Source organism: Roseibium aestuarii (assembly GCF_008477545.1).
GTDB lineage: Bacteria > Pseudomonadota > Alphaproteobacteria > Rhizobiales > Stappiaceae > Roseibium > Roseibium aestuarii.
In genome coordinates, this window is sequence record NZ_VORA01000002.1 from 398,045 (window position 1) to 412,027 (window position 13,983).

14 protein-coding genes and 1 other RNA gene are annotated in these 13,983 nt (G+C 64.8%); 8 read left to right on the top strand and 7 right to left on the bottom strand.

What is annotated here, in order from left to right; translation table 11 throughout:
* Window positions 1–201: 201 nt before the first annotated feature.
* A complete protein-coding gene (locus FR728_RS10420) occupies window positions 202–681 on the bottom strand; it encodes a GNAT family N-acetyltransferase (protein WP_341872930.1) in 480 nt (159 codons plus the stop codon).
* Window positions 682–683: 2 nt separating this feature from the next.
* Entirely contained in the window at window positions 684–1,196 is a 513-nt protein-coding gene (locus FR728_RS10425; RefSeq protein WP_149892614.1) for a dihydrofolate reductase, read from the bottom strand.
* A 347-nt stretch (window positions 1,197–1,543) separates the two neighbouring features.
* On the opposite strand from FR728_RS10425, the gene FR728_RS10430 reads away from it, so the two are divergent.
* Both FR728_RS10430 and FR728_RS10435 read left to right on the top strand, forming a co-directional pair.
* A complete protein-coding gene (locus tag FR728_RS10430; protein ID WP_149892615.1) occupies window positions 1,544–2,638 on the top strand; it encodes a TRAP transporter substrate-binding protein in 1,095 nt (364 codons plus the stop codon).
* Window positions 2,639–2,864: 226 nt separating this feature from the next.
* On the top strand, window positions 2,865–3,959 hold the full coding sequence (locus FR728_RS10435) for a TRAP transporter substrate-binding protein (protein ID WP_149892616.1): 1,095 nt from the start codon (window positions 2,865–2,867) through the stop codon (window positions 3,957–3,959).
* Between the two features lie 198 nt (window positions 3,960–4,157).
* Here the strand turns inward: FR728_RS10435 and FR728_RS10440 are convergent, their stop codons facing one another.
* Together FR728_RS10440 and FR728_RS10445 are read right to left on the bottom strand one after the other, a co-directional pair.
* On the bottom strand, window positions 4,158–5,543 hold the full coding sequence (locus tag FR728_RS10440) for a TRAP transporter large permease (RefSeq protein WP_149892617.1): 1,386 nt from the start codon (window positions 5,541–5,543) through the stop codon (window positions 4,158–4,160).
* Window positions 5,543–6,112: a TRAP transporter small permease subunit gene (locus FR728_RS10445; RefSeq protein WP_149892618.1), complete on the bottom strand. Its 570-nt coding sequence runs from the start codon at window positions 6,110–6,112 to the stop codon at window positions 5,543–5,545. Before FR728_RS10445 ends, FR728_RS10440 begins: the two co-directional genes overlap by 1 nt.
* 439 nt (window positions 6,113–6,551) lie before the next feature.
* Between FR728_RS10445 and FR728_RS10450 the strand changes: the two genes are divergently transcribed.
* Window positions 6,552–7,934 (top strand): GH1 family beta-glucosidase, encoded by a 1,383-nt coding sequence (locus tag FR728_RS10450; RefSeq protein WP_149892619.1) that lies wholly within the window; start codon window positions 6,552–6,554, stop codon window positions 7,932–7,934.
* Here FR728_RS10450 and FR728_RS10455 read toward each other — a convergent pair.
* Entirely contained in the window at window positions 7,931–9,247 is a 1,317-nt protein-coding gene (locus FR728_RS10455) for an MFS transporter (protein ID WP_149892620.1), read from the bottom strand. The genes FR728_RS10450 and FR728_RS10455 overlap by 4 nt on opposite strands.
* A gap of 90 nt (window positions 9,248–9,337) precedes the next feature.
* On the opposite strand from FR728_RS10455, the gene FR728_RS10460 reads away from it, so the two are divergent.
* Window positions 9,338–10,243, top strand: a complete 906-nt coding sequence (locus FR728_RS10460; protein ID WP_149892621.1) for a LysR substrate-binding domain-containing protein — start codon at window positions 9,338–9,340, stop codon at window positions 10,241–10,243.
* A 10-nt stretch (window positions 10,244–10,253) separates the two neighbouring features.
* Here FR728_RS10460 and FR728_RS10465 read toward each other — a convergent pair whose 3' ends face one another.
* A complete protein-coding gene (locus FR728_RS10465; RefSeq protein WP_244304537.1) occupies window positions 10,254–11,165 on the bottom strand; it encodes a DMT family transporter in 912 nt (303 codons plus the stop codon).
* Window positions 11,166–11,204: 39 nt separating this feature from the next.
* Window positions 11,205–11,999 carry a thymidylate synthase gene (locus tag FR728_RS10470; RefSeq protein ID WP_149892622.1) on the bottom strand — a complete coding sequence of 265 codons (795 nt, stop codon included), beginning with the start codon at window positions 11,997–11,999 and terminating at the stop codon, window positions 11,205–11,207.
* 205 nt (window positions 12,000–12,204) lie between these two features.
* Between FR728_RS10470 and ssrA the strand changes: the two genes are divergently transcribed.
* The 4 genes from ssrA to FR728_RS10490 all read left to right on the top strand — a co-directional run bounded on the left by ssrA (window position 12,205) and on the right by FR728_RS10490 (window position 13,975).
* Window positions 12,205–12,573, top strand: a transfer-messenger RNA (tmRNA) gene (gene ssrA, locus FR728_RS10475).
* A 275-nt stretch (window positions 12,574–12,848) separates the two neighbouring features.
* Window positions 12,849–13,427 carry an SspB family protein gene (locus FR728_RS10480; RefSeq protein WP_149892623.1) on the top strand — a complete coding sequence of 193 codons (579 nt, stop codon included), beginning with the start codon at window positions 12,849–12,851 and terminating at the stop codon, window positions 13,425–13,427.
* A 65-nt stretch (window positions 13,428–13,492) separates the two neighbouring features.
* On the top strand, window positions 13,493–13,747 hold the full coding sequence (locus FR728_RS10485) for a DUF4169 family protein (RefSeq protein WP_149892624.1): 255 nt from the start codon (window positions 13,493–13,495) through the stop codon (window positions 13,745–13,747).
* 9 nt (window positions 13,748–13,756) lie between these two features.
* Window positions 13,757–13,975 (top strand): ribbon-helix-helix domain-containing protein, encoded by a 219-nt coding sequence (locus tag FR728_RS10490; RefSeq protein WP_149892625.1) that lies wholly within the window; start codon window positions 13,757–13,759, stop codon window positions 13,973–13,975.
* The last annotated feature ends 8 nt before the right edge of the window (window positions 13,976–13,983 follow it).

The window sequence follows — 13,983 nt, forward strand, 5'->3', positions numbered from 1 at the left end:
GACAGGACCACAGCCCTGCCCGAAACGCCGGAATTCATCTCGTCGTTCTGACTCATCTGCGGTTATAGGGAAGTTACCAAGGGCTTTCAACGAATGCGCCCTGCCGCCCCTCCCCGGAAAACGCCGATTTCTCTGGCCACATGGGTGTTTTGCGCGGCTGTTTCAAGCAGCGCCGGACCGATTAGACGCACCCTGCCCCGCTCAGCCGGCCAGAACCATGTCGAGATGAGGGATGCCATCCTCCAGATAGTCCTCGGAACACCTTTCGAAACCGAGGCTTGCATAGAAGCTCTCGAGATGGGCCTGAGCCGAGAGCTGGATGGGATGCCCCGGCGCCAAGTGTCGCAGTCCCTCGATGCCGGAGCGCATGAGCTTGCGGCCATTGCCCCCGCCGCGGTGCCCGGCATCGATCACGACGCGCCCGATGCGCGCCTCCGAAGCGCTCTCCCTCTCACCCGGCACGAAGGCCCGCAGAGCCCCGACGATCCGCCCGGCGGCGTCCTCGACCAGATAGTGGAGCGTGACAGGATCCTGTCCGTCGATCTCCGGGAAGGCACAGTTCTGCTCGACCACGAAGATATCCTGACGCAGTTTCAGCAGATCATGCACCTGCCGCCCGGTCAGCTCGTCAAACCGCCACCAGCGACCGTCGAACCGGTCGTCCTTGCTCGTCATTCCCATCTTCAGCCTTCCTTGCGCCGGTAGGTCACAAATGAAAAGTCCGCGCTGTCGCGCTCGCTCCGCTCTCCCTTGACCCGCGAGATTTCCTCCCACAAGGCAGGATCGAGTTTCGGGAAGACCGTGTCGCCGATCGGGTCCGCCTCGACCTCGGTGAGCACGATGCGATGGGCCAGCGGCAGGGCCTGGGAGTAGATCTGCCCGCCGCCCACGATCATCAGGGCCGCTGCGCCACTCTCGCGCACCAGAACCTCACCACGGGCCACGGCATCCTCGAGACTGCGCAGCACTTCCGCCCCCTCGGGAAGAAAGGCCGGATCGCGGCTGACGATGAGATGAGGGCGGCCGGGCAGCAGGCCCGGGAGAGACTGGAAGGTCTTGCGCCCCATGATCATCGGACAGCCCATGGTCTCCCGCTTGAAATGGCGCAGGTCCGAGGGCAGCCGCCAGGGCATGTCGCCTTGAGCACCGATCACGCCATTGCGCGCAACTGCCGCGATCAGAACGATTTCCGTCATGGGGAGACCTCTCTCATGGAGCTTCTGGCGACATCAGGGCATCGCTTCGCCCCTCTCTTAGAGACTGGCTGACGAGGCGGCAACACCCCTCAGAGCAGGGCGACCGGCAGGGCGACCCGCAATGCGGCGCGAAATCAGGCACGCCGACGCTTCGATCAAAAGAATGTCAGCATTCCTGACCCTATTCCGGATCGGACTGATCCTGAGAAAAATCGAAGAAACACTTGAGCTTATCGCCCCTAGACTCCTTATCCGGGAAATGGTCTTTTCCCAGCCCTCGGTCAGGCTTGAAGCGCCTTTCGCGCGCCTGCCCCCTCTTCTTCTTCAGCGAACACAAGGTTCCCATCATGGATCGTCGCTCCTTCCTCAAGTCCGCCACCCTGGGCGCCGGCGCTGCCGGTGCGACCACCCTGGCGGCTCCGGCCCTTGCTGCCGACACCATCAACTGGCGCATGGTCACCACCTGGCCCAAGAACTTCCCCGGTCTGGGTGTCGGCGCCCAGCGCCTGGCCGACCGCATCACCCGCATGTCCGACGGCCGCCTGACCATCCAGGTCTATTCCGCCGGCGAACTGGTTCCGGCCCTCCAGTCCCTGGACGCGGTCATCGACGGCTCCGCCGAGATGTGCCACTCCGCCTCCTACTACTGGCAGAACAAGTCCCAGGCCCTGAACTTCTTCACCGGCGTGCCCTTCGGCATGACCCACCGGGAAATCTCCACCTGGGTGAACAACCTGGGCGGTCAGGCAATCTGGGACGAGGTCTACGACCAGTTCGGCCTGCAGGGCTTCATCTCCGGCAACACCGCAAACCAGGCCGGCGGCTGGTTCCGTGAGGAACTGACCGGTCTCGACAGCCTGAAGGGCCTGCGCTTCCGCACCCCGGGTCTCGGCGGCAAGGTCTGGGAAAAGCTGGGCGTCACCGTCACCAACATCGCCGGCGGCGAAATCTTCCAGGCCCTCCAGTCCGGCGCCCTCGATGCAGCCGAATTCGTGAGCCCCTATAACGATCTGGCTCTCGGCTTCTACCAGGTTGCCAAGAACCTCTACATCTCGTCCTTCAACGAACCGGGCATGGCAACCGAGCTGGTCGTCGACAAGGCCAAGTTCGCGGCTCTGCCGGCCGACCTGCAGGAGATCGTCAAGACCGCCTGCCAGGCCGAAAGCGACCAGATGGGCAACGACTTCTTCGCCAATGACCCGCGCGCCCTGCAGACCCTGGTCAACGACCACGGCGTCCAGGTTCGCGAGTTCCCGGAAGAGATCAAGAAGGCCGCTGCCGAAGCTGCCCTCGAGATCCACGAGGAAATCCTCAACTCCAGCGACCCGCTGACCAAGAAGACCGCAGAGAGCTTCCGCGATGCCCTGCGCCTGGTGCGCACCCGCACCGAGGGCAACGAAGGGTCCTACATCCAGACCCGCAAGCAGTATTTCCAGCTCTGAGCCCTGCGCTCGGTCAGCTCTGCAACGAAGGAAAAGGCCCGGGACAATCGTCCCGGGCCTTTTGCCTTTCGAGCCTTGGCGCCGGAGGAATGCGCCCTGACGCGACACCTCACGGGAGATGGTTCGCCGTCACAGGTTTACACCGCGCCAACCACATGATTTCCTTCATCTCCCGACCCCGCCAAGGGGCTCGGGTCTCTTTCCCTTTCCAGCTGGATTGTCAGTCATGAATCGACGTCGCTTCCTCAAGTCCGCAACTCTTGCCACGGGCTCTGCCGGTCTCACCTCCCTGGCGGCACCGGCGCTGGCCCAGAACAAGCTGACCTGGCGGATGGTGACGTGCTGGCCCAAGAGCTTTCCCGGCATCGGCGCCAGTGCCGAGCGTCTGGCCCAGCGCATCACCCGCGCCTCGGCCGGTCGCCTGACCATTCAGGTCTATTCTGCCGGCGAGCTCGTGCCGCCCTTCCAGGCGCTGGATGCGGTGATCGACGGGGCGGCCGAGATGTGCCACTCCTCGTCCTATTACTGGCAGAACAAGTCCGTGGCGCTGAACTTCTTCGCCGGCCTGCCCTATGGCATGACCATGCGCGAACAGTCGGCCTGGATCCACGAGCTGGACGGTCAGGCCCTGTGGGACGAGATCTACGCCCCCTTCGGCGTTCAGGCGTTTCTCTGCGGCAATTCCGGCAACCAGGCAGGCGGCTGGTTCCGCAAGGAGCTGACCGGGCTCGACAGTGTCAAGGGCCTGCGCTTCCGCACCCCCGGCTTCGGCGGGCGGATCTGGGAAAAGCTCGGCGCCACCGTCACCAACGTGCCACCGGGCGAGATCTATCCCGCCCTTCAGTCCGGCACCCTTGATGCCGCCGAGTTTGCAGGTCCCTTCAACGACCTCGCCCTCGGCTTCTATCAGGCAGCCTCCTATCTCTACCTCTCCTCCTTCAACGAGCCGGCGCAGGGCGTCGAACTCGTCGTCAGCAAGGAGAAGTTCCAGGCCCTGCCCGAGGACCTGCAGCAGATCGTCAGGGATGCCTGCCAGGCGGAAACAGATCAGATGACGAACTCCTATTTCGCCAATGATCCACGCGCCCTGAAGACCCTGGTCGATCAGCACGGGGTTCAGGTGCGTGACTTCCCCGAGGACATCAAGCAGGCAGGGGCTGCGGCGGCTCAGGAGATCTATGCCGAGCTTCTCGCATCGGAAGACGCCCTGACCCGGCGCACCGCCGAAAGCTTCGTCGACGCCATGCGCCTGCTGCGCGGCCGCTCGGAAAGCAACGAAGGCCTCTACATCCAGACCCGCGCGAAATACTTCACGCTCTGAGGCGCACGACGAACGAGACCTCCAAGGCCCGGGTCCACGCCCGGGCCTTTCGTTTGTGAGGGTCTCTGCGCGCGTCAGACGGTCCGCGCCGTCGCGTGAGGAACAAACGGATCAGAGGGAAACTCAGCCGCCCCTCCAACGAAAAAGGCCCGGGCAAATGCCCGGGCCTTTTCATGTCTTGGGATCGATCCGCCTTGATCAGAGGATCTTCGGCAACCAGGTGACGATTTCCGGCACCAGGAACAGGATCGCCATGCCAAGGATCTGCAGCAGCACGAAGGGAATCGCACCCTTGTAGATCGCCGCGGTCGACATGGAAGCCGGAGCCACACCGCGCAGATAGAAGAGCGCGAAGCCGAAAGGCGGGGTCAGGAACGACGTCTGCAGGTTCACGCCCACCAGCACCCCGAGCCAGACCGGATCCACGTCCATCGCCAGCAGGATCGGCGCGGTGATCGGCAGCACGATGAAGATGATCTCGAACGTGTCCAGGATGAAGCCGAGCAGGAACATGATCGCCATGACCAGCACCAGCGCCATCAGCTGGCCACCCGGCAGGTTGGTCAGGAACTCATGCACCAGCGCCTCGCCGCCCAGCATGCGGAAGACGACGGAGAAGACCGCGGCACCGAACAGGATCACGAAGACCATGGAGGTGATCGTCGCCGTGGCGATCATGGTCTCCCGCAGGATCTTGTAGCTCAGGCGGCCGCGCAGGGTGGCCAGAACCATGGCACCGACCGCTCCCACGGAGGAGGCTTCGGTGGGCGTGGCAATGCCGCCCAGGATGGAGCCGAGCACGGCCAGGATCAGGGCGAGCGGCGGCAGCAGGGCGAAGACGACCTCGCGGGCGAGACCCTTCTTCTCTTCTGCCGGCACCGGGGTCGCCGGGCAGGAGGCCGGATCGGTGATCGCCTTGAAGATCACATAGGCCGCATAGAGCAGGACCAGCATCAGACCCGGCAGCATGGCGCCGGTGAAGAGATCCCCGACCGAGACCGGGGACGGGGCGAAGTTGCCCTTCTCCATCTGCACCTGCGCATTGATGGACGACAGCATGTCGCCCATGAAGATGAGCACGGTGGAGGGCGGAATGATCTGGCCGAGCGTGCCGGAGGCGCAGATGACGCCGGACGCCAGCTTGGGGTCATAGCCCGCACGCAGCATCGCCGGCAGGGAGATCAGGCCCATGGTGACGACGGTCGCGCCGATGACGCCGGTCGAGGCCGCCAGAAGCGCCCCCACGACGATGACCGAAAGCCCCAGGCCGCCGCGCAGGTTGCCGAAGAGCTTGCCCATGGTCATGAGCAGCTGCTCGGCGATCTTGGAGCGCTCGAGCATCACGCCCATGAAGATGAAGAGCGGCACGGCGACCAGCACTTCATTGGTCATGTAGCCGATGTAGCGATTGGGCAGGGAGCCCAGGTTGGACGGGTCGAAGACACCGAGCCACATGCCCACCAGGCCGAAGAGCAGCGAGACGCCCGAGAGGGTAAAGGCCACGGGGAAGCCCAGCAGCAGGAAGCCGATGATGCCGAAGAACATGAGACCCGACAGGATCTCGCCGATGACGATGGGTTCCATCAGACTGCAGCCTCGTGGGTTTCATCCTGGGTCTTGTAGGCGAAGCTGGCGGGCACCATATCGGCGCGGCCGCTCAGCACCAGGATCGAGCGGGCGATCATGGCCAGGCCCTGCAGGGCAATGAGCACGGCAAAGGCGATGATGAAGCTCTTCAGGATGAAGAGACCCGGCATGCCGCCGACATTGGCCGAGGCTTCCGTGTAGCGCCAGGAGCGCTGGACGAAGGCGCTCGAATAGACGATGAGAACGCCGGTGAAGGGCAGCAGGAAGAGGATCGCGCCGATGAGATCGGCCAGCGCCTTCCGGCCCATGCTGGCGTGCCGGTAGAACATGTCGACCCGCACATGGTCGTCGCGCAGCAGGGCAAAGCCCGCCACGGCGGTGAACATGGCGCCGTTCAGCCAGATGTAGAGATCCTGCATCCAGACGAAGCTGGTCGCGAAGACATAGCGCAGCGTGACGACGGCAAAGCAGACCAGAACGATGGCCAGCGCCAGCCAGGAAAACACCCGGCCTATAAAAGAATTCAATCCGCTGACACAGCGGATCAGGTGAGCAAGCAGCTTCATGGCAAGTCCTTCGGGGGAAGTGCGTCCGTGATCCCTTGCGGGGAAGTCCTCGTCGGCGTCGGGCCCCAGACGGGCCCGACCGCGCACAGGACCGGTCGCGCATCGTTTGGCATGAACGGCACCGCACGGGCAAGAAAAAAGGCCGAAAACCGCCGAAAAACGCAATTTTCTTGCGCATAGCTTCGCCCTCTGCCCTGCCTTGGCTGCGGGGCTTCCGTCTCCCGCCGTGAGAAGCCGTAGCGGCAGCAGCACCTGCGGGCCGGTCACGCGCAGGGACAGAAGGCCCCTTCGCCGACAACACCGTCATGGGAACGGTGAGAAGAGCCGAACAGCCGTGGAAAGAGCTTGATCCAAAGCGCTTTGAGACTTATGGCAAGAGGGGTTGGCGATCATTTGCGCAGGGGCGCATCCGCCTTTTCGACGTTTCAGGAGATGTGCCGTGGCCGCGCAGACAGATCTCGCCAGCAAATTCCCCAGCGACTTTTTCTTCGGGGTGGCGACTGCCGCCTATCAGATCGAGGGCGCGGCCCGCGAGGATGGGCGCGGCCCCTCCATCTGGGACGCCTTCTCCCGCATGCCCGGTCGCGTGCACGGCGGCGACACCGGCGACGTGGCCTGCGACCACTATCATCGCTGGGAAGAGGATCTCGACCTGATCGTCTCGCTCGGCGTGACGGCCTACCGGTTCTCCATCGCATGGCCCCGCATCCTGCCCAACGGTCGCGGCGCGATCAACGAGGCCGGTCTTGCCTTCTATGACCGGCTGCTGGACGGACTGGCGGCTCGCGGCATCGAAGCCTTCCCCACGCTCTATCACTGGGATCTGCCGCTGATGCTGGCCGGGGACGGAGGCTGGACCGCCCGCTCCACGGCGGATGCCTTTGCCGATTATGCCGCTCTGGTCGTCCGCCGCCTTGGCGACCGCTTCACCGCACTTGCCACCATCAACGAGCCCTGGTGCGTCTGCCATCTGAGCCATCTTTACGGCATCCATGCGCCCGGCGAAAAGAACTTCGACGCCTTCGCCGCTGCCGTGCACGTGCTGAACCTCGCCCATGGCAAGGCCGTCCAGGCCGCCCGGGCGGAGCGGGCCGATCTGCCGCTTGGCACGGTCCTCAACCTGCATTCGGTCTATCCGAAGAGCAACACCCCCTCGGACCGGGCCGCGGCGCTGCGCGCCTTCAAGTTCCACAACGGGCTCTATCTCGATCCGCTCTTCAAGGGCGCCTATGACGAGGAGGTGCTGGAAGCCTTCGGCGAGAAGCTGAAGATCGAGGACGGCGATCTGGAAATCATTTCCCAGCCCCTCGACTGGTGGGGCCTGAACTACTACACGCCCATGCGCGTGCGCCATGACCCGGCCAATTCGGCCACCTACCCCCACGCGGAAACGCTCGCCCCGGATCTCACTATGGAGGTGACCGACATCGGCTGGGAGATCGAGGCCAAGGGCTTGGGCGACCTTATGCGCGACGTCTATGCGGCCTATGATCTGCCGCCGGTCTACATCACGGAGAACGGCGCCTGTTTCAATGACGAGCCCGTTGATGGCGTGGTCGCCGATGACCGCCGCATTGCCTATCTGGAGAAGCACTTCGAGGTCGTGGCCGATGCAGCCTCCGCCGGCATTCCCCTCAAGGGCTATTTCCTCTGGAGCCTGATGGACAATTTCGAATGGGCGGAAGGCTACACCATGCGCTTCGGCATCGTGCATGTGGACTATGCCACCCAGACCCGCACGGTAAAGGCAAGCGGCGCGTGGTACCGTGACCTCGTCGCGTCGCACCAGGCGGCCGCAGAGGCAACCTCGGCGGACGCTTAAGCCCCAGCCCGATCCGTACGGGGCGCCTTCAGCGGCAGCAGGGCAAAGACCAGCCCCAGCGCGGCACAGAGGCCGGTGAGGACGGAGACCGCGGCCCAGCCCCCATGGATCCAGAACCAGCCACCGACAAAGCCCGTCAGGCTGGCGCCCATGTAGTAGAAGAGCAGGTAGAGCGAAGAGGCATGGCCCTTCGCGCCTTGCGCATGAACCCCCACGGCACCGCTGGCGGCGGCATGGCCGACGAAGAAGCCGATGCTCACCAGCGAGATGCCGGCAATCATCACCACCAGATTGGCCGAAAGGGTCAGCAGCACGCCAAGGCCCAGCATCGCGAACCCGCTGGCCAGCACCGGACGGCGGCCGACCCGGTCGGTGAAACTGCCCGCCACCGACGACGAGATGGTTCCGAGCCCGTAGGTCAGGAAGATCATGCTCACCGCCGTGCGACCAAGGTCATAGGGCGCGTCGCTGAGACGGAAGGTGGAGTAGTTGAAGACGGTCGTGAAGACGCTGGTGAGCAGGAACCCCAGCAGATAGAGCCGGCGCAGCGCCCCGTTCTTCAGGTGGCCGCCCCAGAGCGCCAGATGATGGGAGAGCGAGCTGCGCCGCGGCGTGAAGGCCCGCGACGGCGGCAGCAGCACGAAGAACAGCACCGCACCGGCCAGACACACCGCCCCCTGCATGAGCATCGCCGTCTGCCAGGACGTGTAGGCACTGACGATCCCCATGGCCACGCGCCCGACCATCGCCCCGAAAGCCGTACCGCCGATGTAGATCCCCATCGCCTTGCCCAGCGAACCGTGGTCGATCTCTTCCGCCAGATAGGCCATGGCCACGGCCGGGACTCCGCCGAGCACCAGACCTTCCAGCGCCCGGGCCACGAGCAGCCCTTCCCAACCGTCCACGGTCGCCGCCATGAGGTTGCAGGCCGAGGCCAGCACCATGGAAACGGTCATGAGACCACGCCGGCTAACCCCTTGCGACAGGGCACCGCTGACGAGGATCGACAGGGCCAGGAAACCGGTCGTCACCGACAGCGCAAGCGACGCGGTTGCCGCATTCACCCCGTAGGTGCCGCGAAAATCAGGCAGCAAGGGCTGGACGCAATAGATCAGGGAGAAGGTCGCAAAGCCCGCCATGAACATGGCAAGGCCCACCCGGGTGAATTCCCCCGTGCCCCGGCGAATGCCCGCCTGCGCCGCCGCGGGAGCCGAAGCAGTCGCGCCAATGTCAGTGCCCGCCCCGAGCTTCGCGGCTTCGGGCTGGCTCAGGGGGCGGGAGACCGTGGTCTCGGAGGGGGGAACGGGGCGCATCGGGAGATCCTTTTCCCGTGAGATAGCGCAAGAGAGATATTCAGTCTAATATATGAAACTGCTCTTATCCATATGCAAAAGAGATACCTGATGGAGCTGCGGCACATCCGCTACTTCCTCCGCGTGGCCGAGGAGGGAAGTTTCACCCGCGCCGCCGAGGCGCTCGGCATCGGTCAGCCGCCCCTCAGCCAGCAGATCAAGGCGCTGGAGCAGGAGATCGGTGCCCGGCTCTTCCGCCGCCTGCCTCATGGCGCGGAGCTGACCGAGGCCGGCCGCATCTTCCACGACCGGGTGCGCTTGCTGCCGGCCCAGGCGGCAGAGGCGGCAGACCTGGCCCGCCAGGCGGAACGCGGCGAAAGAGGCACCCTGCGCCTCGGGGTGACGGGCACGGGCGCCCTCACCCCGCTCATTCCGCGCTGCATCCGCGCCTTCCGCCAGGCCTATCCGGAGGTGGACCTGCGCATCACGGAAGGCAATTCGTCGGTGCTGGCACAGGCCTTGCTGGCCGATCAGGTGGATCTGGCGATCCTGCGTCCGTCCGCCGCCGACCGGGAACATCTGACCGAGGAAACCCTGCTGGAAGAGGACCTGATGGCCGCCCTGCCTGCAGACCATCCGCTGGCGACGAGCAGCGCAGCCCTGCCGCTCGCAGACCTTGCCGCCGATCCCTTCATCGTGACGCCCCGCGACGTGGGCACCAGCCTGCACGAAACCACCTTGCAGGCCTGCACGGATGCGGGCTTCGTGCCCCTTCTCGGCCTCCCTGCCCCGCAGATCGCCTCGATCCTGTCACTCGTCTCCGCAGGGCTGGGCGTCTCGCTGGTGCCGGCCTCCATGGCGCGGCTGCAGATGCCGGGGATCGCCTTCCGCCCGCTGGCCGACACACGGCACAAGTCGGCCCTGGCGGTCGCCTATCGCCGGGCGTCCACCGCCGTGCTTGTGCGCAATTTCGTCCGCACGGCCCGGCGTACAGGCGCTCTGGTGCAGGACGGTTGAGGATCAGGAATCAGGCGGCGGCTTTGCGCTTCTGTCCCCGCCAAAGCAGGAACAGGCCGGCCGCCACGATGAGACCGCAGCCGGCGATCATCGCCATGTCGAGCCGCTCGTCGAAGAACAGGATCCCGAGACCGACCCCGAAGAGCAGCCGCGTGTAGCGGAACGGCGTGACGCTCGCTACTTCTCCCGTGCGCATGGCCTTCATCAGCGAGGAATAGGCGAGCACCCCGGCGGAAATCGCCGCCGCAAAGGCCGCAAGGCTAGTGGCCGTGGGCACGACGAGCGGCTTGCCCTCCCAGAGCGCAAAGGCAAGCCCCGCGACGACGATGGTGAGGAAGCCGTAGAACCCAAGCACATTGGTGCCGAGCCCGCGCGGGGCCGCACGGCTCGCCAGATCCCGTCCGGCAAAGCCCAGCATCCCGATCACGGCCAGGATGGAGAGGGGCGAGAAACTGTCAACACCCGGCCGCAGAACGATCAGCACGCCGACCATGCCGATCCCGATCGCCGTCCACCGGCGCCAGCCGACCTTTTCTGAAAAGACCAGAGCCGCCCCCATCACCACCACGATGGGCGTGGCCTGAAGGATGGCGGTCGTCGCCGAAAGCGGGGTCAGCGCCAGCGCCAGCACATAGAAGAGCCGACCGGTGAACTCGAAGATGAAACGCACCAGCATCGGGCGCGACAGCACCAGCGGATCCGCGAGCGTCTGCCCGGTGGCCCGCGCAAGGCCTGCGAAGGCCAGCACCCCGCCGCCGCCGAAGATCAGCAGCACCTCGCCCACAGGCAGGGTCCCGGCGGTGAGCTTGATGAACCCGTCCTCCAGCGCGAAGAGGCCCATGGCCACGATCATGAAGAGACTTCCGACCAGATTGGCACTGGCCGAGGCAAGGGGGCGCCAGGGGCGGGAAACTGGGGTCACACGAGGGCCTGCGTCGCAAGAGGACTGGAGGCGCGAGGCCTAGACGGCAATCGGCGCCTTGATATGGGGATGGGGATCATAGCCGGAGAGCTCGAAATCCTCGTAGCGGAAATCGAAGAGGCTCGTGACCTGCGGATTGAGGGTCATCGTCGGCAGTGCCCGCGGCGCGCGCGAGAGCTGCTCGTGGGCCTGATCCAGATGGTTATGATAGAGATGGGCGTCACCCAGCGTGTGGACGAAATCCCCCAGCCCCAGACCGCTCACCTGCGCGATCATCATGGTGAGCAGGGCATAGGAGGCGATGTTGAAGGGTACGCCCAGGAACACATCCGCCGAGCGCTGGTAGAGCTGGCACGAGAGCTTGCCCTCGGCCACATAGAACTGGAAGAGCGCATGGCAGGGCGGCAGCGCCATCTCGTCCACCAGCGCCGGGTTCCAGGCCGAGACGATCAGCCGGCGGCTTTCCGGCGAGCGGCGCAGCATCTCCAGGAGATTGGCGATCTGGTCGATGTGGCGGCCATCCGGCGCGGGCCAGGAGCGCCACTGATAGCCGTAGACCGGCCCGAGATCGCCGTTCTCGTCGGCCCAGTCGTCCCAGATCTTCACCCCGTGGTCCTGAAGATACTTCACGTTGGTGTCGCCGGCGAGGAACCACAACAGCTCGTGAATGATCGACTTCAGATGCAGCTTCTTCGTGGTGACCAGCGGAAAGCCGGCAGACAGGTCGAACCGCATCTGATGGCCGAACACCGAGCGCGTGCCCGTGCCGGTCCGGTCGCCCCGGTCGACACCCTCGTCGAGGATGCGGCGCATGAGGGTCAGATACTGGTCCACGTGATCACTCCGTCCGTTGTGCCTGCTGCCCGCAAGGGCGGATACGGCCTTCGAAGGAGCACATACTGGCCGCATCCGCCATGGCAGGGTAGTTGCCGTAAGGCGACAAAAGCCCGTCTTCCCCAGACAAATGCGTGATCAGGATCCAGCGCCCCAGCGCCCCCTGTGACGCGCGCGGCTGCCTCTCCCGTCATTTTTGACGGCGGCTCTTTTTTTCGCCGGCACAAGGGCCTATATCAGGCTTGCTGGGCAACCAGCTATGGCAATAAATGGTCAGTGCAATAAACCTATCGGACCCGGGGGCGGTACCCGGCGCCTCCACCCAAGCGCAACGGCGCGAGATCGACACGCGGTTGCGTTTCGGCGGGGGCGAAACAGGATCGACGAGGGCGTAAAGACTGTGCTTTTGCTCGGCATTGTACCACCGTTATCGGGCTCTCTTAATAGTTGCAAATGACAACTATGCTATGGACAACGCTGTCGCCGCGTAATGCGGTGCCGGTAGTCCACTAAGCCCTTTCGGGTAGCACCGAAAGGCGGGGTTCGGAGGCACCTGGCAACAGAAGCCTCCACTTCTCACCTCTTCCGATCGTCTTCCGCTTCCCGCGAAGCAGCCCCCTTGCCTGCGTCCGTTCCCCGCCTCAGGGTCGAGCAGACAACCCGCATCGAGGGAGAGATTTTCCCTGCGATCTTGCAGTTTCCTTTGCAAAGTTCACGGAAGATCCGGGACAGCGGCGCCGCTGCGCCCTATAAGGAACCTGAGCGCCACCCGAGGCTTTTCTTTTGCACCGGGACACGGCACTCTCATTCACCGACGGACCGATTCCGACCCCAGACGACGAAAAGAAGATGGCTGAAGACCTCCTCCGATACGACATCCTGATACAGGACGCCCTGCGCGGCGCGGTCAAGAAGATCCTGGCCGAGGTCGGTCGCACCGGCCTGCCGGGCGAACACCACTTCTACATCGCCTTCGAGACGACGGCGCCCGGAGTGCGCGTCTCGCCGCGCCTGAAGGAACGCTATCCGCAGGAGATGACCATCGTCCTCCAGCACCAGTTCTGGGACCTGAACATCGGCGAACACGCCTTCGAGGTCGGTCTCTCCTTCGGCGGCGTGCCGGAAAAGCTGGTGGTGCCCTATTCCGCCATCAAGGGCTTCTTCGACCCCTCCGTGCAATTCGCCCTCGAGTTCGACCCGGGCAAGACTGCGGAAGAACTGCCCGAAGAGCTGCTGGAAGCAGTCGAGGAACTGACCCGCGCCGAACAGGAAGCAGAAGAAACCCTTGCCACCACCACGGCCGAAACACCGCGCAAAAAGGGCAAGGGCGCTGCCGCCAAGGCGGATGCCGCCGATGACGGCGTCATGCAGAAGAGCGACAACGGCGGCGAAGTCGTCTCCCTGGACGCCTTCCGCAAGAAGCCCTGAGGACCGGCTGAAGGGCCGGTCCGCGACCGGCCTCCCCGGCTCTCCCGCCGCAGAAGGGACCGCTCATGAGCGCCGATGTCATCAACCTGCGTCAGGCCCGCAAGCGCAAGCAGCGGGCAGAAAGGGACCGTCAGGCCGAGGACAACCGCATCGCCTTCGGCCGCACCAAGACGGAAAAGTCGCTCACCCGCGCCACCCGTGAACTGGAAATCTCCCGCATCGACGCCCACAAGCGCGAGAGCACGGACGGTCAGCCCTCCCGCGAGGACGCCGACCTGGCTGAAAGCCCCTCTGGCAGCCCCTCTGGCGCGACGGATTGAGCGCCGGTCATGCCCCTCTTCAAGCGCTCCCTCTCCCTCCACGGACACCGCACGAGCCTGGCGCTTGAGCCGGAATTCTGGCAAGTGATTGATGCCATGGCCGCGCGCCGCGACATGGCCGTCTCCGCCCTGATTGCGGAGATCGATGACGCCCGCGAACCCGAGGACAGCCTGTCCTCCGCCGTGCGGGTTCACGCGCTCAACGATCTTCTGTCCAGAACGTCCTGAGGTCCGCC